General features: G+C 38.6%; 10 protein-coding genes. 6 read left to right on the top strand and 4 right to left on the bottom strand.

Going from position 1 to position 24,411, the window contains the following annotated elements:
• The first annotated feature begins 216 nt into the window (after window positions 1-216).
• Together RGQ13_RS06185 and RGQ13_RS06180 are read left to right on the top strand one after the other, a co-directional pair.
• On the top strand, window positions 217-3,072 hold the full coding sequence (locus RGQ13_RS06185) for an Lcl C-terminal domain-containing protein (protein WP_348392689.1): 2,856 nt from the start codon (window positions 217-219) through the stop codon (window positions 3,070-3,072).
• 27 nt (window positions 3,073-3,099) lie between these two features.
• Window positions 3,100-3,648 carry an Lcl C-terminal domain-containing protein gene (locus RGQ13_RS06180; protein ID WP_348392688.1) on the top strand — a complete coding sequence of 183 codons (549 nt, stop codon included), beginning with the start codon at window positions 3,100-3,102 and terminating at the stop codon, window positions 3,646-3,648.
• Between the two features lie 891 nt (window positions 3,649-4,539).
• Here RGQ13_RS06180 and RGQ13_RS06175 read toward each other — a convergent pair.
• Together RGQ13_RS06175 and RGQ13_RS06170 are read right to left on the bottom strand one after the other, a co-directional pair.
• Window positions 4,540-7,293, bottom strand: a complete 2,754-nt coding sequence (locus RGQ13_RS06175) for a hypothetical protein (RefSeq protein ID WP_348392687.1) — start codon at window positions 7,291-7,293, stop codon at window positions 4,540-4,542.
• Window positions 7,294-7,741: 448 nt separating this feature from the next.
• Window positions 7,742-10,966 carry an Ig domain-containing protein gene (locus RGQ13_RS06170; protein ID WP_348392686.1) on the bottom strand — a complete coding sequence of 1,075 codons (3,225 nt, stop codon included), beginning with the start codon at window positions 10,964-10,966 and terminating at the stop codon, window positions 7,742-7,744.
• 491 nt (window positions 10,967-11,457) lie between these two features.
• Here RGQ13_RS06170 and RGQ13_RS06165 point away from each other — a divergent pair, with 491 nt between their 5' ends.
• Genes RGQ13_RS06165 through RGQ13_RS06150 form a run of 4 tightly spaced genes read left to right on the top strand, consistent with a single transcriptional unit; the run spans window position 11,458 to window position 14,607 of the window.
• Entirely contained in the window at window positions 11,458-12,285 is an 828-nt protein-coding gene (locus tag RGQ13_RS06165) for a MipA/OmpV family protein (protein WP_348392685.1), read from the top strand.
• Window positions 12,286-12,297: 12 nt separating this feature from the next.
• A complete protein-coding gene (locus RGQ13_RS06160; protein ID WP_348392684.1) occupies window positions 12,298-12,684 on the top strand; it encodes a DUF3019 domain-containing protein in 387 nt (128 codons plus the stop codon).
• The gene (locus tag RGQ13_RS06155) at window positions 12,684-13,400 is read left to right on the top strand and encodes a response regulator transcription factor (RefSeq protein ID WP_348392683.1); all 717 of its coding nucleotides are present in this window, start codon (window positions 12,684-12,686) and stop codon (window positions 13,398-13,400) included. Before RGQ13_RS06160 ends, RGQ13_RS06155 begins: the two co-directional genes overlap by 1 nt.
• Before the next feature lie 13 nt (window positions 13,401-13,413).
• Complete coding sequence (locus tag RGQ13_RS06150) at window positions 13,414-14,607, top strand: ATP-binding protein (RefSeq protein WP_348392682.1); 1,194 nt, start codon at window positions 13,414-13,416, stop codon at window positions 14,605-14,607.
• 294 nt (window positions 14,608-14,901) lie between these two features.
• Here RGQ13_RS06150 and RGQ13_RS06145 read toward each other — a convergent pair whose 3' ends face one another.
• Window positions 14,902-17,685 (bottom strand): M16 family metallopeptidase, encoded by a 2,784-nt coding sequence (locus tag RGQ13_RS06145; RefSeq protein ID WP_348392681.1) that lies wholly within the window; start codon window positions 17,683-17,685, stop codon window positions 14,902-14,904.
• Between the two features lie 418 nt (window positions 17,686-18,103).
• Window positions 18,104-24,364, bottom strand: a complete 6,261-nt coding sequence (locus RGQ13_RS06140; RefSeq protein WP_348392680.1) for a S8 family serine peptidase — start codon at window positions 24,362-24,364, stop codon at window positions 18,104-18,106.
• Window positions 24,365-24,411: the final 47 nt, after the last annotated feature.

Below are 24,411 nucleotides of genomic sequence, written 5' to 3'. Positions count from 1 at the left end.
GACTGTTAAATGAAAGCAAGATTAAAACAGTAAGTAATTGTTATTACTAGTATTTAACCATTACAGGTGATTTTTATTTGTTAAATTCTGTGATGTAGTAAATTTCACGTTAAATACGTAAACGATTGATAAATGATAAGTTGAATTTGAGATGTTAATTTTAACCAACCTTTAATAACAATAAAAATAACTAATCATTATTAGGAAGAAAACCGAATGAAACAATTAGCAATTGCACTGTGCAGTTTATCACTACTAGCGGCTTGTGGTGGTGGTGGCGGTGGTGGCGGAGATAAAACTCCAACGCCTACACCGACGCCAACTCCTACTCCGACTCCGACTCCAACGCCGACTCCGACTCCAACACCGACGCCAACGCCAACGCCGACGCCAACACCGACGCCAACGCCGACGCCTGGAGATAATATTGCGCCTTCATTAAGTGTTAGTTCGCCTACTTCGGTACAAGAATTATCTGTAGTTACTGTAACTGCTAACGCCAGCGACTCTGATGGTTTGATCAGCAACATAAACTGGCAACAGACAGATGGACCTTCAGTAGCCCTAACGTTAGATGCAAGCTCGCAAACAGCAACGTTTACTGCACCTGTCGTGAGCATGAGCGACATTCAAAAAGAATTGTCGTTTGAAATTACAGCCACTGATGATAGTAACGCCTCAGTTAAACAATCAATTGCGGTAATGGTTGAAGCAGTAAACGCGGCACCATTTTTCAACATTAATCACGACCAAAGTATTGGTGAAGGTAAACTAGTCGCCCTAACCGCCTTTGCAAAGGATGCTGATGGTGAGATTGTGAATTATCAATGGAGTACTGATGTTGCAAACAACATTGATATTACAAACAGTAATTCCCAAAATGCTACTTTCCAAGCTCCCGTTGTTACTAAGTCAACAGACTTTGTTTTTACTGTTGACGCAACAGATAATGAAGGAACTGAGGCAGTTCAAAGTATCACTGTTACAGTAAACCCTATTGTTCAAGGTGAACTTAATTATCGACCAGTTGCTGTTAATTCTGCCCAGGCTATTTTAACGGCTAGTTTATCTAATCCAAAAACAGCAGTTGTGGTAGAAGACGATTTATTACCATATAGAGTTGACGTATTTGATATCAATAACAGCCCGTTAGGCCAAGCAGTTTCATTAGAGGGTGCAAATTTTAATGTGGAAGTGAATGGTGATCTTACGAATGGTTTTTATATTAAATCAAGCCATCGTAACTATCGTCAAAAATTAATCAAAAATGAAGATGGTGAAGTAGTTTATGATGAATTTTCCGAAGAAGCGTTAAAAGCATTTACCGAAGATGGTGCGCCAATATTAGAAGCCTATTATGTGAACGATATTGAGGCAATTTGTGATATTGAAAGAAAATATAACTGTAATGCCACACCGTTTACCACTGTAATTTCAAAGACCGGCCGATTAACAGGTTCAATCAAAGTTGCAGATGCCTTACCTATTGTTGAACAGCATCTTAATTTTGAACTTACCTCTGATCCTTTTCTAGTAGAACAGATACCCGCAGGCATAAATTTTAATGCTATAGAAACTGCCATAGATAATGGTAGTGGTACTGTTAGCTGGGTTAATGCTGTTATGGATTTCTTAAACGGCTCTAGAGCAAACATTGATATGATCACCGAGCAGTTCATTATGAGTAATGAAACTCGTTTAGAATTAACCACAGAAGCTGGTGTGTTAGTAAACTCATACGAAATTGTCGACATAGAAGCACAGGCAAACTTTTTGGGGGATAATGCAGATCAGTTAATATTAAACGGCTTAGATTACTCATGGACAATAACTTATCCAAACGGAAGTATTGAACAAGGCTGTAATGGCTTAAACACTAATGCCATATCATTTAAAGCCCCTGCGGTTTTAGAGAAAGATTTTATCTTTGTTTCAGTAACTGTAAACAGTGGTAATTTTTCAGAAACTAAATCGTTAACGGTTGTTGTAGATCCAGCACCAGAACCTGAAAACACCACTCCAGCGATTGAACAAATACAAGATATGATCGTATCTTCTGGCGATACTGTCGATTTAGCAGCTGTTGTATCTGATGGCGAAGACTTTTCTTGTAACATAGCACATAGTTGGACACAAATATCTGGCCCAACAGTTACCTTATCAGATGAAAATGCAATATCCCCTACCTTTGTCGCACCAAATACAGAAGATCAAGTTATAGCTCTTACATTTGAGCTAAGTGTAACTGACTCTGGTGACCAAACTATTACTACACCTGTTGATATTTACGTAACTAAACAAGTGAATGTAGGTAGTTTTGAATTAAATGATACTGGCGTAACAAAATGTGCTAACTATGCATTTGGAAGTTTGAATACTGCCGGGCATGATAATGAAATTGACTGTTCAGACAATGATAATTTATTGCCTTTACCCGAAAGACAAGACGCCATGGTTGGTCGCGATGCAAACCAAAACTCATATATAGATGGAAATGCTGGTTTTAGTTTTACAAAAATTGCGGCTGATGGTAGCGAACTAGAGCATGATGCCATGCAATGGTCGTGTGTTGTTGATAATGTTACCGGCTTAATGTGGGAAAAGAAAAACACAATAGAATCATTACAAAATAAGTACATGGTTTTCACTCAATTTAATTCTGATGAAGCAACAAATGCAGGTATGCCGGGCATAGAGCAAAGTGATCATTGCGAAGAGTCCGAAGTGTGCTACAACAGCGAATCTTATGTAGAAGCAGTAAATGTGCAACCACAATCATTATGTGGTTACTCTGACTGGCGATTACCGACTCGAATGGAACTTCACTCACTAGTTGATTATTCTGGTGGGGCAAGTAAAAACGGAAAGCCTAGAATTGACGAACGATTCTTTCCAAATACTGTTGTAGAACACTATATGACCTCTTCACGTGCCGGTGAAAAGCGAACAGAAGATTTATACGAAAGCCGTAAATTATGGGTAGTAAGTTTCATAGATGGCCAATTAGTACTGTGGAATTCCACCTATAAAGTAACAGATTCACGCTTACCAATTAGATTAGTTAGAAAATAATTAGCACGGAATTTAAAGGAAAATTCAATGAAACTTAAAAATATATTTACTTTAGCTATCCCTGCACTTATTAGCTCGGTAGCATTCGCACAACGTGGTGAAGCTGATATAACATACAGCTGCATGTATAACGTACCTCAAACTGCTCCTAACAGCCGATTTGAGATCAGCGAAGATGGCGCTAGCGTAAAAGATTTGAAAACAAACTTAACGTGGTCACGATGTGATCTTGGACAGGTTTGGGACAACGAGACTCAACAATGTCAAGGCTCTGCACTTCTAGTTGACTGGCAAGTTGCTCATGAGAAAGCGTTAATCTATAGCGCCAGTAATAAGAATGAATGGCGAGTACCAAACATTAAAGAGTTAGGCAGCATTATTGAAGAGCGTTGTAATCGACCTGCCGCTAATATTGTAGCATTTCCTTCTATAACAATTGAGAAAACCTATATTAGCTCTACCCCTTATAATTTTGACTCTACTGGTGAGTCAGTATTTGGTATGACTACCGATTTAGGCTATATATCACACGGTGCTAAATCGGGAGCATTCTCGGTTAAATTTGTTCATGACTAAATTATCAGTTTAAACTCAAAATTAAAAACCAGGCTAATTTAGCCTGGTTTTTTATATTAAAAATCAGGTTGAAACTTGCTAATCTAAAGCCTTAAGAATACTTTCAGTAACGCCAATTCACTTCTTTAATCACACATTTAAATTAATAGTTTGCCACTAACATTAAGCGTTAGTTGCTATTATTATTCGTATTATTAAACATAAAGTTAAATCGCCTGTGCCATAAAGTTACCATCATAAAAACGCTATTATCAGAAGAGAATTTAAAACAAACTGGGCCCAATTGATATATTCAACCAAGCCTCAGCCCTTTTTAACGACTACAGCAATAAATTTAGATAAGTATCGTAGCGCTAGGCCTTTCAGTTTTAGTTTGCCTGTTCTCGCAGAGAACATATACATAACAGGTTATTTTGACAGCACACAAAATTGTATGAAAGCCATTCTTACGAGTTATTAATATTCAATGTACATCGTTGATATAGCGGGTTAAAACACGTTGTGTGTTGTAATGAGGAAACACTTACTTAAAACGACAGGTAGCCTGCCAAATTTGCTGAAGAGTCGCATTTGCTGGCAACTACAATTTACGGTGATGAAATGAATGGCTAGAAATCAATACGTTTAAAAATTTAAGTGAGCCGATCTTAATGCATCCCTATAAGCTTGGCATTCCTTATCCCTGAAGTGAGTCTATTTTTCGCCCTTTTCAACAAGGAAGTTGTATATGCCATCATCACTTTGATGTGAAAGAATGGTCCATCATCCCTGAAGTGAGTCAAATTTTCGCCATCCATGGCAAATTGACATTCCATCATCCCTGAAGTAAAAAAAAGCCAGTGAGATTATCACTGGCTTTATTAACTTAGCTATAAAAGCTATTGGTTATTTTTACTGTACAGACATAACTTTGTTTTGAACTGATATAACTTCACCAGATTCTGTGGTTAAGTTTAAGTTCAATGTCATCTCTTTAATCATACCTTTAGCATTACTTAAACGATTAGCGTTCATGGTAATTGGATAAACGTAATGCATACCTTCAACAGATGCCGGGAAGCCAGTTACGATTGGCGCACCAAACGTAGTACCTTCAGCATTTGATTGATACTGCTTTTTAAAGTAAGCATTTTCCCAAGTATTAGCCATGTAGTATTGTGTACCAGAATACGTATTGTAAGACTGTTCACCATCTAAAGATAAACCAACTATCTCGTTCACTTCTACTGACTCAGTTACAGGTCCTGGCAAACCATCTTCATCGGTACCCATAAAGTTATCCATTGCCGATACAATTTCAACGTTACCGTGTAATTGCTCTTTAGAAACTAAGTAAACTGTCGCAATTTTACCATCAGTATTACTATGAAGTTTCGATACAACATCAGCATTTGATGTAGGTACACTTGCTAGCTTAACATATGGGAAGTATAGCGCTTCTGGTGAACCAACAGTACAAGAGTTATCATCCCACGAAAATGTTATATCTCTATCAGGGAAGGTATATTCAACATCTGCATTACACCATTGACCTTGCATTTCAGGGTAAATATAGTCTACAGGGAATTTATCACCCCAGAAAATACGTATGTAATCAGGGGTAGCCGGCGCAAACGAAGAAGCACCTTCCATATCGATGTTATTAAACTCTTCAGTTTCCCAGTTCGCTTGACCTTCATAGCTAGACCAAGTTACGTTAAAGCCACCAAGACCATTGTAGCCTGTTACTTCTGAATCTGCTGCAGAGGCACCAATCGCAGCTGAAAGAACTAAATTATCTGCAGTTGTTTTTTCCATTGCCATAGCTGGTACATTGATAGATAGTTCTAAATCAGATGCAACGGCTTGACCACTTGTTGGTTTAACTAACAACGCTAGGTCAATGCTCTTACCTGCTTGAATATCCGTAGCATTGAAATAACCGTTGCCCAGTTCAGATGCTTCAGCAAAGCCTGTAGGTAACACAGGAACTTCGGCATCTACATCGTAAACATCAGCATTTAACGAAATTGTTAAAACAGTTCTTGCTTCATTCCAGCTAAACTCTGCGCCAGCGCCGTCAGCCATTAATGACTTAATTTTGCCTTTAGTTGAAAGTTCAGTTGAAATACCAAATGCGCCAACAAACGCCTTTTTACTGTAACCGAAGTAACCAAAAAAGCTATCTGGCTCTGCAAGTACGTATGAGTAATCTGACGAGTCAACAGCTGTATCTTTTAAGTAACGTAAATACGCTTGTCTAAATGGCGTTTCATCTTCTAAAGTAATGTCATTAAAACGCATGTAAGCGTAATTTTGGTTTTGAAGGGTTTTAATACTTGAACACGTAGTACATTCAACGCCATCCGCATCTTTCCACTTAAAGTAATTATAAGTACTTAAGTTAGCATCCCAATTATTTACTACACTGAGATCTGTTTCAGCTTCAATATCGCCAACTAATTCAACAGGTTGGTTAAATACTACAGTCATAGTAGCAGACGTTGCCGCTGTTGCTGTTGAATGAGCAACTACGTATTCAATTGGAAGAGCTTCACCGTTGTCAGTATCAGTGTTCATTGCTAAAGCAATTGAAGAAGAAGCTGTTGCATCAGAGAAAGAATCTAAACCAGCAGCAGCTACATCTGTAGCGGCAAACATAACACCGTCGATTGTTACCATATCTAATGCTAATGGCGACATGATGTCCGTAAAAGATAAGCCTTCAATTACGTATTCAGCTGAACCTGCATCCCAAGAAGCAGTAACATCGCCATTGTTTAACGATAATGTTTCAGGACCAGATGTAACAGCAGAACCGTCAGCAAATGTTAAACCAAAGCTTACAGAGAATGTCGTTGCTTCGTCAGCATTGTCAACATAAACAGTTGGGCTTTGACCAGAAGTTACCGCTAAAGTACCGCCAACAACTGTTAGTTCAGAAAAATCACCAGCAACTTCGATGTCGTAAGACATACCGTTTGCAGGTAGCTTAAATGTGTATACGCCGTTAGATTCAGTTGCGAAATTGTTAGGGATACTTGACATGTATTCTTCAGCATCAACAGCTTGATTTGACGACATAGGAGAGGTATTACCAGCAGCAGGGATAAACAATGATAAACCTGATACATTAGCACCCATCATGTCTGTAACAGTCACTGATGAAGTAACCACGTCAAACAATTCTACTGAGTCAATATTAATTGCACCGTCAGTAGTTGACCCCATTGTGTAAGCTGTTGCTTTACCAGCTGCAGATACTACAGCGATAAAATCAGAATTTGTTGGTAAACCTTCAGCTGTAAAACTGCTACCAGTAACATCTGCGTTAAAAACTCCGCCGGCAATATGGATTTCAACCATTGCCCCAAGTAGAGGAGACATTGATGAACCGTCAACAATTGAACCGTATGCCGAACTAACTGCTTCTACAGGAACTTCTACTTCTACGATTTTTTCAACTTCTACTGGAACTTCTACTTCAACTTCTACGATTTTTTCAACTTCTTGTACAGGACCTGGAACAGGTGTAGGTACTTCAACTGTTTCAACAACAGTTTCTACAGGCTTTACAGATACATCGTCACCGCCACAGGCAGTTAACAGGCTAGTTGCTACCATAGTAGCAATAAGCGATTTATTAAATTTAATAGTATTGGACATATTTCTTCCCAGATATTTTTATATTAGTCACAGTGCTTATAGATATTATTATCAAGCCATTAACACTTAGTTAACGATTTTATTTTACTTATAAACACTTACGCCCAACCAATGTAATCTAGGCTCATGCTGATGTTTGTTAAAAAATGTTAATTATTATAACAACTGTTAAATATTGGTTAACACCGATATAAAAAAGCATTAATAAACATACAGATAGAGTTAATTAAAGGAGAGTTTTAATTTCTTTCTATTTAGTTATATATGCGCAAAAAAGAAACTTTATCGGCAAAATAAACTAACTATTAAGTACTTTTGTGCAGTTATTGAAAATAAGTAATTTAACTTTATTGATTTGTTTAAAAATTTTTAAAACAGTTGCTCAAGCGAAAAAAACCAGCTCATATCTAGCTGGTTTTTATTAGGTTTCTACTGATTTACATTTCAATTAATTAAAAGTAATAGGTTTATATACATAAACTCCGTCTTGATACATGTCAGAGCCACTAAAAGAGCGAATTTTACATTCAACATTAATCGCATTTCCGGCACAAAGACCTGCGTTACCCGATTGTATCCAGGTGATACCTTCAATTGTAAATTGTGAAGGTTGATAATCTTGATTAGTGCTTTTGCCAAAACAAGCAACCTGATTGTCAGCTTGCAATGCACAATACTCGCGTCCCATGCCTAACGATAAAGATTGTGGCGAACTTGAAAAGCTTGGCACTACGGCATTATCATCCCAGCCAATAATGATAACTTCTTGAAGAAGTTCATCATATTCTTCAACCTTTGTTTGTCCCCAACAAGTTATTGACTGATTTGAATAGGAACACACTGAACCTGGCAACATACGTAAATATTCACTGGCATTGGTTAGCACTGGTACATCATTGATTTTTTTCTCATTATCTCCCCAGCACGTAGTACCATCAGTATGAATGGCACAAACATTGGTGTTGGTTGAGTAAAGTGATTGTGCTGAATTTATCACTTCTGGAATATCTAATATCCCAAGGGTATTACTGCCCCAACACTTAACAACAGAGTTATCAATGGCGCAGCTAAATTCTGAACCAGAGACTAACGCCGTCACATTTGTCATCGTCGGAGCAGCAGTTGCTAGCGCATCACCAAAACAGTGCACGTCATTATCTACCTCGACAACACAAAAATGTGAATTCCCCACAGCTAGAATTAATGGATCGGTAACATCTGGATTTGCAGGAAAAACCCCACCAAAACAACGAACATCATTATCAAACAATGCACAGCTACCATATGTGGTCATCGCGATAGAACCACCAGCTTGAACTACAGCATCTTTAGGTAACGCAACGTCTAGGCCATCAACGTCAATGGTAAGTATTTCAAGTTGTCCCGCAATAGCATAGTTTGAACAACCTATTTGGTTTGTTTCATTAATGCCAACACACACTGAATATGAGCTTGGGTTTACATTTGGCACCGGTGAAAATGTATAGTCTTCTGTTGGGCGATCAATGGCTTCAAAATCAAATGACTCTAAAGTGACCGAATTATTCTCGATTGAATACCATATAGCTTTACCGCTGTCGAACGTGCCATCAACTAAAATGAAGTGACTGGTTGTTGTCTGCTTTATTTCAAGTGTACCGGAACCTTTACCTGCCCAAGTAAAGTGCTCAGTCGCGTCAATTATATAATGATTGCCACTGTTATTAGATAAAAATTCTAAATACTCACCATTAAATGAATAAAATCCGGCAACGTCTGCTTGTGAAAAACCATCACCCTGTATTTCTTTACTGTTTTCTAGAAGAGAAACATATTGTGAATCAGCAAGAGCAACCCCATATAAATTCACGGTTAATAAACTTGTAAGATCACCTAATGAAGATACATCGGTGACCGCTGTTTGCGATAAACCAACATGCTCAAGGGCTGTGTAATTGGTAAATACGCTTACATCGGAAAAATTAGAGTTGGCTAACTCTACACGTTTAAGCTGTGTTAATTCAGATATTGTCAGCCAATTATTTGCGATAACACCAGGTAAATTCAAATAATTAAGATTTTCAAAAAAGGTCAGATCACTTAGATTATCAATAGCAATATCGTTACATGTAATTGAGCTTATTGCCGAGGCATAGTCATTGGCGTATACAGACAAACAATTTTCAATGGCAGAGTCAGAGAATGTAAGCTCAGATACCTTAAAGTTGTAATCGTTTGGCGAACTATCTTCTTCGTTTAATAGTCCATCACCATCAATGTCTGGATCGCTATTATCGCCGAACCCATTTCCATCAGTACCAGCCCCATCACCATCAACATCAGACCATTCAAGTTTATTATCAGGGAACGCATCAATATTATCGCCAAAACCATCACCGTCGGTATCTATCCATTCGCTGGCATCTTCTGGAAATTGGTCTGTGTTGTCACCCGTACCATCACTATCGCTATCTAACCACTCTAAAGGATCCGCGGGAAAGATATCAGCGTTGTTAGCATAGCCATCACCATCAATATCATCATCACTATTGTCGCCGATAAAATCGCCATCTAAATCAGTCGATTCAGTGTTATCTGTTGGGAACAAATCTTCAATATTAGCAACGCCGTCACCATCTATATCATCATCTAACGAATTAACAGTGCCATCAGAATCTAAGTCAGTAGTACTACTTTGTATATGTTGTTGCTCGGTTAAAATAACTTCAGCTCTACTGATCAACTGAATTTTCATGTCTGCCGTTATAGGAGCATCATCCGCTAGAAAGTTTCCAAACAAACCATTTGTGCTGATCTGGTAGGATTCAGCAATTGCGTTTTTTAAGAAATTAATTTCACCTACTAAATCCTCATAACTAATTTCATCACTTGCTAGCTGATGCATTACACCTTCGATTTCTTGCGCTACAAGGTTGGTGAAAGGTGATATGACCTGAGTTACTGCTTTATCTGCATTTAAAGCTTTAAATGGCCATGACGAAATTGTCACAGGCATATCAGAAAAATTATCTGTAGTGCGATCAATATCGTCAGCGCCTTCACCTAAATAAGCCCTTATCGGCACCATTGAAGACTTTGGCTTATGTTCACCTGTGATTAATAATTCATAATAGCCTGATACATCAGTAATAGACGAAGGCTCATTACTGTCGTGTAACATATTTAAATTACTATCTAAATAAACAAGAGCACCTTTTATATAACCATCTATTACCACACCTGTGACTAAATAACTGTCTTCAACAACTAAATCAAAGGCAGTTAAAGACGCACTATCGCTACCATCAGACACACTTAAGATAATATTGCTATAAGTATTAGCATCTTCAATAGTTGGGGTTCCAGATAGTTCACCTGTAATACTATTAAGTGTTAACCACGTAGGTAAATTTCTGGCCGTTACTGTTAAAATATCGCCATCGCTGTCACTTAAAGTAGGGGTAAACACATATTCTTGTAATTCATTAATGCTAATTACCGGACTTCCTGAAATGCTCGGAGCTGTATTAGTTGTAGGGGTAGGAGTTGGAGTTGGAGTCGGAGTCGGGGTTGGTGTAGGGGTTGGTGTAGGGGTCGGTTTATCACTACCGCCGCCACCGCCACCACAAGCCGTCAGTGCTAATACCCCAGCAACTAATACAGCTATTTTATTTAACTTTAATGAATTCGTCATTGTTCGCTCTCTTGTTTTTATGTTTATCAATGCGTTCGATAAATTTTTCTTAACTAGCAAACTACTCCATCAATCAAACAAAATTCGTTAAAAACTGTTAAAAATAGATTAGATTCAAACAAGGCACTATATTTTTATTAAAAATCCCTATTATAAATGTCAGGCTTTCACATATAAAACTCAGCAAGCTAGCACATTCAAGCGAAATAAATATCATCAGTTGATTTACCTATCTGAACGGCTAGCGAAACAATTAACCAATAATTTACACTTTTTTACATCGGCATTTACTTTTAGTCGTTAGACTCTATTATGAAGTGAATAAAACTTGTTATTTTCGGCATTTAAATAGTGCGCTGAAATAACATTTGTATACCTTAATAAATAATAAAGTTACAATTTTTAATGCTCATAGGCCCGCTAAACTTGCAGCCTGATGATATAAATTTGAATAAAAAATAATTAATTAACTAAACACTATAGATGGTTCGATGTTGCTTTTACCAAAAATATTTTCCAAAAACTTAAACCTGATGATAATTTCAGCCTTACTTTTATTGAGTATGCCTCTGTATGCACAAGAAGAAGACACTGAAGCTGAAACTGTGCAACAAGAAATTGATGATACATTTTTTGTACTTAAATTCTCTGCAGGTGATTTCCATTACGACTCTCCTTTAAGCGATAAAAAAGATATTGAGCTTAACTTTTTACCTAATTGGACATTTTATTATAAAGACGTGTTCTTTATTGAAAGAACCAAGATAGGGGCAAACATCTATTTAGATGACAAAACATTTGTTGATGTTGTTGGTAAACATAACTTTGATGGCGTTTACTATCATGGTGATGATAAAGCAGCACAATTTTCGGTGTCTCCATTCTTACCTCCGTTCAATTACCCTTCTAAAAATGCCCACTTAAGCTACCTTGGTGGCATTGAAGTTAAAAAATACTTTGGCAAAGAAAGAGTTGAGTTTGGCGCATACACCGATATTTCAAATGTGCACCATGGTGAACAGATTGAACTCAGTTGGATGCACCTTCTATACAACAACGAATTTAAACTAGCACTTGAAATAGGCGCGCAGTATAAATCGGATCAACTGCTTGAATATTACTACGGCTCGCCCCTGGTTGGTGACAATGTCAATTACTATTCTCAAATTGATGCCGCCTATACCCTAACTGACGGGTTATTATTAGTCTTCAATTATAAGTTTGAAAGACTTTCCAGCAAAATCATCAGTTCTCAGGTAACTGATAAAAAGGATTTAACGAGTATGTTTTTAGGGATCAGCTGGTCAATTAATTTGTAGGCTATTATTTAAATGCGCAGTACTGTTTTCATTATATTTTGCTCATTGTTGGTTACATTAACCGACAAGGCATTTGCTGCGCCGAAAAACCTACTTATGGGTATCCCTAAACAGTGTGTAGTTAATAAAAAAACAGACAGTTGCAAAGCTGCTCTAACACTCTCATGGGAATTAGATAGCCCGCAGGATATTTGTATTTTAAAAGGCGCTGAAATAATTCATTGTGAGAAAAACTCAACATCGAATTCGCACACAATTAATATAGATAGCCAAAAATCAACCATCTTCAAACTTGTATCAATGAACTCATTGATCGAACTGTCTAACTTTAAGTTTAACATCTTATATTTAGGTAAAAATTCGATCAAACGACGTAAACTGCCTTGGCGAATATTGTAATGCAAGAAAATACTTTAAATAAAATACTATTAATTGAAGATGATCATAAGCTTGGTTTAAAAATAAAACGATTTTTAGAACAACATAAATATGAAGTTGAGTGGCTGAATGGTGGCTCATTATTAGGTGTTGACGCCAAGGTGAATGCCTTTGACGTTATTCTTTGCGATATTGATTTACCTGATATGTCGGGCTTTGATATTTGTCATCAGTGGCGCGATAAATTTAACGGTGTATTTATTTTTATAACCGCGTTTACCGACTCAGATTGTCAAATCGAAGGTCTTGAAATGGGCGCCGATGACTTTATTGTTAAACCATTTGTGCCTGATGTATTACTTGCTCGCATAAAAGCTGCAACTCGAAAACTTGGTAAAGTATCTCAAGAGTCTGATGAAGAAAGCCCTATCAGCTTACCTGGGCTTTCTATTATCCCGGCACAGCTACAAGTTAAGGTAAGTGATACCTTACTTACCTTAACCCAACAAGAATTTAAAATACTGTATTTATTCGCCCGTAACTTCAACTATAAAGTGACACGTGAAGTTATCTCTAAAATTGTGATGAATCGTGAATACGATGGTTTTGACCGTTCTGTAGATGTTTATGTAAGCAAGCTAAGAAAGAAATTTAATGACATAACCGGTAACCCTTACCAAATTAATACTTTGTGGGGTAAAGGTTACGTATTAAAAAACCTTGAAGCTAGCAGTTAATAGCTAACAATCGATGAATAAGCAATTTTTACGATTAACCTTATATGTGGTTACATCATTGATAATTCTGGCGATCAGCCTGGAAGTAATTTGGGAAGAGTTTGTCCCCCAAGAAACCATTATATCGGCAGATGATTTTTATCATTCTGCCATCGAAGAAAATGGTCAAATTTTTACCATTCAACCCCTTAATAATATCTCGTTGCCTGATGAATTACTTGCTCAATTAACATCAGGGGAAATCATACGACTTGATGATAATGAAGATCATTCTTATTACTATAAGTTGCACCAACAACAAGTATTGGTACTTGGGCCAATAATTGATATTCATGAAGCCAGTAATATTGATGACATTATTGCCATAGTATTTTATCTCGGTTTTGCCGCATTATTATTACTATGGTTTAGACCGGCCTTTATGGACTTAAGAAAGCTCTCTGTTCATGTAAAAAACTTCTCAGAAACGGCAAAATGGCACACGCTTGATTTAAGACCTACTTCTATAGCATTTCCCGCAGCTCATACCATCAATAAGATGGCTGAGCGCATCGAACAGCTAATAGATTTACAGAAAAACCTTTCTCGCATGGTTGGTCATGAAATTCGTACACCTTTGGCTCGTACCGGCTTTTCAATTGCGAGTTTAAAGTACGATCCTACCATGGAAGAAATCCTGTCTATTGAAGAAGATTTACAAGAAATAGAAGATTTAACAGAAGAGTTCTTACAAATAACCAAACTTGAGTTTGACTCTAAAGATATTGTGCTAACCAAACAGAATGTTTACGCTCCAATTGAAGAGCTGGTTAACAAACTTCAAAGAGCCTCTCGCATAAACATAAAGGTTGATGTAGATAAAAACTTACTGGCTCCGGTTGAAAACAAAACCTTTAAACGTTTAATGCAAAACCTTGTTACCAATGCATTAAAGCATGCTAATGATGAAGTGGTTATTCATTTAACCGAAAACAAAGGTATTTATACCTTATGGGTAAGTGATGACGGTAATGGTTTTTCTGACTCAGAGCTTATTGATAAGCCCTACTATCAAGAAAACTCAAAAACTGACGGCTATGGCTTAGGATTGTCTATTGTTAAGTTAATTGCCTCTTGGTATGGCGGTAAAATCAGTTTTGAATCGTCGAATAGCTTAAAAGGTGCGAAAGTGATATTTACCTGGCCTGTTGATTCAGATAGTCCCTAGTTGATTTTTAGATATTTATAAAAGACCCTGAAATAAATTCAGGGAATAGTATGTTGGCGAATTCAGGGAATGATCTCTTCTATAACCATTTGCTGAACTCGATGCGCTACTATCACCCTGTACCGATTACTGGTTCTACTCTACCACTTGCTAAACTCGATCGTCCTGTAGCAGTTGCAGGGTCTTAATCACCACTTGCTGAACTAGTTTCAGCATCTAATTAGATTACTTAACCAGCCTTTAGAAACAAAAAAACCGCCAAGAGGCGGTTTTTATCACTAAATTTATAAACTGTTATTTAGCAGAGTTTGCTGCTTTAGCAAAATCACCTGCTTTAAATATATTGATATCAAAAGCACCAATATATTTATTAAATGCCGTATTAACATCTTCAACGGTTAGTTGCTGTACATCAGCAATTTGCTCATCATAGAACGCTAAGTCTTCTTGCTTCTTACTTGCGCCAAGTATTACGCCAGCAATTTGTGCATCGCTTGCCCAAGCACGGTTACGGCTACTTACAAAGCCTTTTACTGCTTCATCTAATTCAGTAGCAGTAAAGCCATCAGCGACAACACGCGCCACTTCTTCTTTATAGGCAGCAATTACACCTTCCATATTTTCAGGGGCAGCAATAGCATACGCGTAATACATACCTTGTTTATCAAGCGTACTTACCTGCATACCAGAGCCAACAGAATAGCTGTAGCCTTCTTTAACACGAATACGAGCACCAATACGAGATGAGAATGAATCACCACCAAAAATGGTGTTAGCAACCCTTAACGCTAAGTAATCTTCGTGTTTAATGTCCATCATCATTGGGTTGATAACATATAATTGTGCATTTGCTTTATCAGGTGTTTCGGTACTAACCACTAAGCCACCTTTATCTTTAAAGCTAACAGGCATGTGCTCATAAGCAGTATCATTAACAAAACTAGATAACTGCGCATGTAACTGCGTTGAAATGCTTGTTGCGTCTACATCCCCTACTACACTGATATGGCCATTGTTAATATTGGTGTGACTGTTATACAAACTTGCAAGTTCATTAACAGTTACCGCATTAACGGCAGCAATTTTTTCATCTAAAGCAAGGTATGATTTTGGATGTCCTTTAGGGTAGTTGCTTAAAGACTCTCTAAACGTATTACTAGCAATAGCGCCCGGATCATTACGTTGTTTCTCAATACTGGCAACAGAGCTACGCTTCATCACATCCAATTCATTTTCAGGGAACGTTGGCGCAGCCATCAATTCACCGAAAAGCTTCACCGTTGCATCTAAGTTAGTTTTGTCGGTGTTAATTGAAATATCAGTTGAACCTGCTGAGGTTGAGATTGAAATTGAGCTTTTTAATTGATCAAGCTTACTGGCAATTTCTTGTTTAGAGTACTTGGCATTACCTTCTTTTAACATAGCACCAACAAACCCAATAGCATTGCCTTTACCCGCTAAATTCTCAGCATTACCGCTTGGAAAATGCATGCTAATAATAACTTGCTCACCACGAAGTTTTTTCGGATAAACATTGACTTTAGTGCCCTCTTCCCAATCGATTTTGACTAAACGATTTTTAATATTAGCAACGGTATTATCATATACCTCACCAGCTGCAACAACTTCTTTGCCTTTATAGTCTTTAAGCACATCTTTTAAATCAGCTGCTACCGGAATTTCAGCACGAACGGGTTTTTCTGTTGGGATAAAACGGGCAACGGTACGATTTGATTGAATTAAGTATTTTTCAGCTGCAGTCTGTACTTGCTCAACAGTTGTTTGGGCGATTAAGTCGCGAGAATAAAAGATATGACGGTAATCACCCATAGCAATATATTCTGATAACTCCATGCCAACACCGGTAACGTCTCGCATTGATTGCTCTGCTTGGCGAGCTAATTTTGCCTGAGCTAACTTAAGCTCTTCTTCTGTAATAGGTTGTGATTTTAACTGTTCTACAATGGCAATTAATTTCGACTCTAAATCGGCTAAGTCCTGGCCTTTATTACCTTGTGCCATTAACAAAAATTGTGAGCTGTCTTTTAGGTTAAACATAAAGTTGGTTGCCATAGTGGCAACACCTTTTTCAACCAAGTTTTTTTGTAAGCGACCACGGGATCGATCACTTAAAATATCGGTTAGAATATTTAACGCGGCAGCGTCATCGTGCACAGCCGAAGGAGTATGGTACGACAAGCCAACTACAGGTAAATCACCAACGCGGCGAATATTTACTGTACGTTCACCATCTTGGGTAGGCTCTACTGTGTATAACGGTTCAATTGGTGTTACACGCTTGGCAATTGCACCAAAACTTTGTTCAATTAACGCTTTAGTTTTTTTATTATCAAAACGACCAGCTATGGTTAATACCGCGTTATCTGGGCGATAATGTTTAGTATAAAATTCACGTAAACGTGAGAATGGGAAATTTTCTACGTCACTACGCGCACCTATAGTTGAATTACCATAGTTGTGCCATAAAAATGCCATTGATGACATACGGCCAAGCAACATTCTGAACGGGTCATTTTCGCCCTTTTCCATTTCGTTACGCACAACGGTCATTTCGCTTTGTAACTGCTCTTCGGTAAACGTAGCATTAACCATACGATCTGCTTCCATACCGATAGCCCATTCCAGACTTTCTTCATTGGCATCGAATGTTTCAAAGTAATTGGTACGGTCTAACCAAGTAGAGGCGTTTTTACCCATACCGCGCTTTTTAAATTCTTTGTCAATATTTTGGTAATTGGTCGAGCCTTTAAATAACATATGTTCAAGTAAATGCGCCATACCAGTTTCACCATAGTACTCATGCACAGAACCAACACGGTAGGTTACATTGACTAATGTTTTTGGTTGCGAGGCATCTGGATAAAGTAACACCGTCATGCCATTTTCAAGGCTGTACTCTTCAATACCTTCAACACTTCTTACAAAAGTAAGCTCATTGCTTACATTTTGTATTTGTTGTGACTGAGCATTGACTGCAAAATCTGTTGTTGTACATGCCGATAGGCCTAGTGCCAAAGTAACGGACATACCAATTAACGTTGGTTTAAGAAATTTCATTAGTTAACCTTTGTATAATTTATATTTAGTGACATAACAGGAAGCCAAAATACGTTTTCAACCTTTTAGCTATGCCTAATTTTATTGCCCGTAATTTTATCTTAATGGCAATCAAATAAATGTTAAAAGTTATTAAAAACATCGATAAATATAAGGAATGAGACATTTAAATAATGCAAATATCTGTTATTAAAAAGAATCCCGAAGGCTTGCGCTCTTCGGGATGTTTAAGTTTGTGGAGTCAATCTTTAGTTATACCAATTTCATTAAATTATTGCCCACTTGTGCTGGTTAAAATACTCCATGGTGGCGTTGCTCTCAATCCCAATAGCCAGCTATTGGTCAATCGAGCGCCTTGCCCTGATTTATTTTTCCTTCGCACAACAAGATCACAAACTTATTGAAACTGGTATTAGCGTTATTTTACAAGCTTAAATCTGACCAATCTTAATAAGAAAAGTAGAGATAACATCATATATGCCATACTACCACCAGAGCTACCATCATCACTTCCAGCAACTTTAAGGCTGGTATCATCTTCTTCATTATTACAAGTTGCAGTTGGCGTAAAACCTGACGTTTCTTGCACAACAACTTCAACTATTGTTGTTGCAAAATCATTAGCATTGTCTGCATCAGCAACCATCACTTCAACAGATGTTGAACCTGAAAAATCACAACTTGCATCAATTGTTAACATAGCGCCTGGCTCATTACCATCTACAGTGGCAACTAAACCATCACTAGTGGCAGTAATAACATTAACGCTGTTTTGCAAATCATTATAAATTACTGGTACCGTAATTACATCGCCTTGGTTAATGACCAAACCAGCGATTTCGTTAACAGAAATATTACCTGGCACAGTCAATGTTTCAGTCAGTGACTTAGTAATGCGATTCAATTTGGTTTTAACGGTTAAATCAATTTCTTGCCCCGCATAATCTTCATCAACCTTTAACCAAAAACTAAAGTTGGTTTTCGAATAATCTTCACCAATAAAGTCAAAACAAATGACCAAATCGTCATGGAGAATATCTTCTAGATTATCGTAAGCAACACTGTTATTTCTAAAACCGCCCGCAGGGCCAAAAACACCACGGACGCCTGCCATTCCATGGAAACCAATTGAACCTTTACTATGCGTCATATTCAAGTTGTCATAGGCATAAATAATTTCATAGCTGCCGATTTCGTAGCTGTATTCTAAATCAAGAATGGCTTGAAAATCATAACTGTCATTTTGGTTAACCCCGGTTGAACCATAACTATAACGTTGACCTTCAATGGTGTAGGCATTATCCCATTCGATTAGAATGTTTTTATTGGTTTCGCTCATAAATGCTCCTAAGGTAATGCCTTGGGCATCAAAGGCATCCAAAGAATCTGCTGGAGCCTCTTTACCCGTGGTTAATTGCATTGAATGAGAGCCGATCATCAACGGTCCTAAACGGATATCAGGTAAGCCATACATTAATGAGAAAGGGTCGCCATAAGGAATACCAAATAATGGGTAATCGGTACCAGAATCAATATACCCCATTGGGCTAACACGCAGTTCATTGTATTTATTCGGCGCATCATAAAGATTGAAATCTGTTTCTTGATCGAAGCCAAATAACTGTTTCACATCAATCCGTAAAGCATCTTTCCATGAGCCCATACGATCAGGGTTTTCTGAGCCATATGGTGGGGTTGCTGCACGCGGATTTAATCTAGCCATATCGACATAACCACCATTAGGGCTACTGCCATCGAAGTAGTTACCCATTGGAGGTGTTGCACACATTGCAGAGTACTTCTGCGCTAAAGGGTGGTTTTCAAACTCTTCTACATTAGGATTAACATTAGTCGTCATTTGATAAAATGGCAGCAAGTTATAGCTATTTGGCTGATTACCTGAAATTGTTATGCCTTCAGCACCATCACTATATGCAGTGACAAAACGTGGATCACCGCCAGTACTGTATGGAATGTAAGTTAGCCCTTTCGGAACTTCAAAATCAAGTTCAAAACTACGCGCATAACCGCTATGGTTTTTCGCGTAATTTACATCCACTTTGATGTAGTTACCGGCTTTAATTTCGGTGTTCGAGACTTGCATCGAAAAGGCATCTTCACTGCGATTTAAGCGAATTGGCATAGCACCTAAATTTGATAAATTATGCTCAGAGGTACCAAGTTCCACCATACCGTATAAGGCATCGCCTTGGTTGAGTTCCACATCGTACACTAAATCTAAAGACATCGGTGATGTGCCATCATAGCTTTGTGGCGCTACAACATTGAATACATCTGATTCATGATCGGTTACCACAGTAACCGCGTATTGATAAGTATCTCGCAAGTATTCAAAAATACCCTTCGAACCTTTATCACCTACATTTTGTAAGTAAACCCAGTAACGGCCTGATACAGGGTTGGTCAGCATACAATTGTTATTCATGATATCCGACGTTGATAAACAAATTCCCTCTTGTTCAAATTCAATTTCGCCATTGCCGTTATTATCTCTACCTATAGCGATGAATAAATCACCGGCAAGCCAAAACTCCCCTGGGTTACCACTTTCAGTAGATGTTGTGGCTATTCGTTCCAAAACATCAACACCGAATAGTTTGGTATTAACCGGTATATCTACCCAAAGTAAGCGCACTGATTCATCATTAGCAGCATTCTCCCAATCCCAGTTAGTTGGCGTATCATCCGTTGGCAAGTCTACTTGCCCAACCCAGGTGCCACCACTGCCAATATCAGAAAGTGTGACCTCTCCAGCCCCTTGTATCGCCACTTTATTCGCATCAATAGGGTTTGTTGCTAAGTATGTGACTGCGCCAGATTGATAAACTTTTGCCGTTAGATCGTCGGCTGATCCCCAAGGAGCAATATTGTTGATTGGGAATTGACCGATGTTTTCACTGGCAACACCGCTGGCAATTAACGGCAAACGAGACTCAACCAAGGCAACGCCAACTGGCAGCTTTGAACTTGCAAGTATCGTATTCTCAGGGATCAGATGCACTTCACCAGAAACCATACCGGTACCAAAACTATTGGCACTGGTAGCACGTTGCATGGTCGCGGTAAATAAAACTGTAACCGACTGTCCTTTCTGCAAGGTAAAGTTACTCGGCGACGCTTCTATTTGTAGTGACGTTTCTGCCGTTTCTATGTCGATATTCCAAGTGTTTGTACCCGATGCATTGGCAGTAAAAGTACGAGTCCAACGACATGTGCCTGCACATTCACCATCAAACAAGTAAGGTAAATTTAACTGACGTAAATCACCACCTTTTTTAGGGTCGGCATTTAAGAAATTAGTATGGCTTTCATCCATTAACAAAGCGCTGTTAATCGCCGCTTGTACATCAACCAAGCCAGATCCGGCTTCATAAGATTTTGTTTTTTGACGTTTGAAATAACTGAAATATGTTTTTTCGATCACTTCATCTTCATCGTCCTTAAGGAAATCCCCCGTTTCAGGGTCAATGACAGGAGCTTCATAGATAAATTTCTGATGGAAAATATTATCTTCATCATATTCCGGACAAAGCTCACTATCATTACCATTAGAATAATCGGTGTTATCAATATTATTTTCAATATCTAAACCTGAACAGTTAATACGCTTCCACGAGCCACCAGTAACTTGACCAGCGCTTAACATAACCGCCGACTCACGCTCTGCCGCTGACCACTCAGGTCGAACTTGCGTCATCAGCGCCATAACACCAGCTAAATGTGGTGAAGCCATTGAGGTACCAGTTTCAAACGCATAATCGGCAGAGTTGGATTTATTCTGGAATGCGCCGTCATTAGTAAATGGTGCGTAAATATTAACGCCAGGTGCGGCAATTGAAGGCCCCATTAAGCTAGGGTAATGTCTATTTGGACCTTTTGATGAAAAGCCAGCCAAATCTTTGATCTGTTTAGGATCATAATCAACCCGCTGTTTCACCGAGTTGATGGTCAAATAAATTGACTCATTATCTAAAAAATTTTGACGGAGCGTTTCACGGCCCAAACCTTTTTTCCAAGTGCTATTACCAACATGAATATAAGGGAATGGCGTATAGCTGGTTTCACCTGATTCAACATCCTCATGCTTTATGTTTACTGCAAGAGAAATACGAGAGTTGTAGCCATAGTCTTTATTATCGTTGTACATAACCATACCGGCAGCGCCAAGTGCGCCAGCATTTTCGGCTTTGTGTAAACGCGGTATATTATTTTCAACCGTGTCATCGCCTCGGGCACAAACAATAATTTTGTCGTTAAAATCAAAATCAAGGCTAGGATCAAGCGGATCTTTCCAACGCTCAAAATCAAGACAATGTGGGTCACCATCGAAAACTTTCAATAACGGGGCAATTGGCGCGAGCATTTGAACAGTGGCAATTGGCTTATCTTCTACCATTAACTGATTGCTATAAGCATAAGATGATAATGTTGCTAGTTCATCTAAGGTTTTACCATTTGATAAGTTCATCGGTCCTGTTGGACCATGGCAGGCACCATGGAAACTGTCGGTTATATTAAATGGATGACCAGGCCAAATTTGTCTATCTACTAAGCTATCATCATCTATTACGCCATAAGCACAACATTTACCTGCAGAGGCGCCGCTAAAACCTTGATGATTTTCTGGGCATTGCTCTATATTGTAGGTTGGACATGCAAACCCCTGTTGGGCGTAACTATCATTTATTTCCACATTTGGATCGATACCTATACCCTCAAATTGCGGATAAATTACCGTTTCTCCACCTGCACAGATGCTTTCCCAAGTCACACCGTTAAAACCATGACTATGATCATCAACACACGTCCCAAAACCATCCAGCTTCTCACCCACTAAGCATTTATTGCCATCTGCGCCTAATTGAGAATCTTTTAATTCACATACCAATGTTTCTGTGTTTCTTTCTTGTATATCGGTACATTGCAGATGACACATGTCATTAATCATGTCGTAGTCATCTTCACAAACAGGTGCAGGACTACAATCATCATTGATACATTCGCCCATATCTGCGGCTAAAAATGCAGGAGCAGTCACTTCACCAGAAATACTACGCGCTAAATCATTGCCTAAATCAACCCGATTAAAATCAATACCGTCGGTGCTGAACTGCAATGTAGCAGAGCCAACATTTTCTTGTTTTCGGCCAAGCTCTGTAGCCGCCACTGATAACGACCATGGCGTTACGTTTGATACTTGCTGATAGCCGCCAGTATTTCCGGCCGCAGCAGTGACATGAATACCCTGCTCTTTTAACGATAAGAAGCCTAATAAAATAGGGTCGCCCCATGGGTCGCGTGAACCACCACCAATGGACCAGTTAAGTACATCTACGCCATCAGTAAGCGCTTGGTCAATTGCCGCAACCATCACATCTGACAAACAGCCAGCCATAGGGTCACCGCCACCACCGGGTAAACACACTTGATAAGAAATGATATTGGCGTGTGGTGCTACACCAGTTACCGTTCCCAGCTTTTCTTCACCACCAACAACACCTGGGCCGGCTCTAAATTGGCGATATAAATAATCAACATCATAAACTACATTGCCACCGGCGATACCAGAGGTATGGCTACCATGACCAACATAGTCAATACCATTGTCCGGGCGCATCATGCCATTGCTGGAAAGATCTACTTCTTCACCACGTTTTTCTACTACGTCTCTGGCCAATTGACTACGATACCAAGAGGTCACTTGTGGGTATGAGTAAACCCCGATTAATTTGTTGTTACACAAGCTACGCCATTCACTGCTCGCACAGTCACCTAAAAAGGTTCCATCCCCTAAAGGATTCTGGTGCACATAGCCATCATCACCCACTTCACTAAATGATCGACTTGCCGGGTTAATACCAGTATCGGCAACACCGATGATCATACCTTCGCCTTTATAACCGCCATCAAGTTGCCAAACTTTATTGGCATTAGTTACTTGATGAGAACTGGGGAAACTAGCATCTTCAATACCTTCAGTTAAATATGTTTTGACCGGAGTAATGGCGCGAATTGAGCTCAAATTAGCAAGCTCAGCCGCCTGACTTTGGTTCATAGTTACGGTAAAGGCATTGAGTGCGTTGGTATATTGATGTTTGATCTGTAACTGCATGCCCAGTTGTGCAGCACTGTTTACTAGTTGCTGGTGAGATTGCTGCAAGTATTGTTGATAAGCACTAACTCGCGATAAATAATTGGTATTTTTTTGTAATCGCTTTAATTGACCATGGCTAACTTTATTGGTCGTTGCATCAGTAGACATCAAACCTGTTTGTTGTTCTTTGGCATACGTTTTTAGATGCGTTGCTGCTAAGCCATTAATGCCACCAGTGTATAATGCCACTGGTGCTTGCTCCATAATGATGAAAAAGTCGTGTGTTCCAGTAATTTCAGGATCACTAACAAATTTATCACGGCGAGTAAGTTGACGATTAACAACATTAGTGCTTTCTGGCATACCTGTTAAGCGATCAATTTTGACGGCATTAACTGTACTCGATACCGCATTAGCAGGAATATCAACTTGTTGGCGAAGATTCGATTTAATTAAATGTGCTGGAAGCTCGGTTTTATCCGCGTTCCATAATTCAGCTGCAGATACGGCGCCGCTCATATAAAGCGCACTAAAACCTGCTAACAGTAATTTTTTGGTGTTCATAAATAACCCTTTATCTCTTTTATATTGCAACCATCCTTGGCTGCACT

The organism is Thalassotalea psychrophila (genome assembly GCF_031583595.1).
GTDB classification, from domain to species: domain Bacteria; phylum Pseudomonadota; class Gammaproteobacteria; order Enterobacterales; family Alteromonadaceae; genus Thalassotalea_A; species Thalassotalea_A psychrophila.
This window is presented reverse-complemented; position numbering and strand designations above follow the sequence as displayed.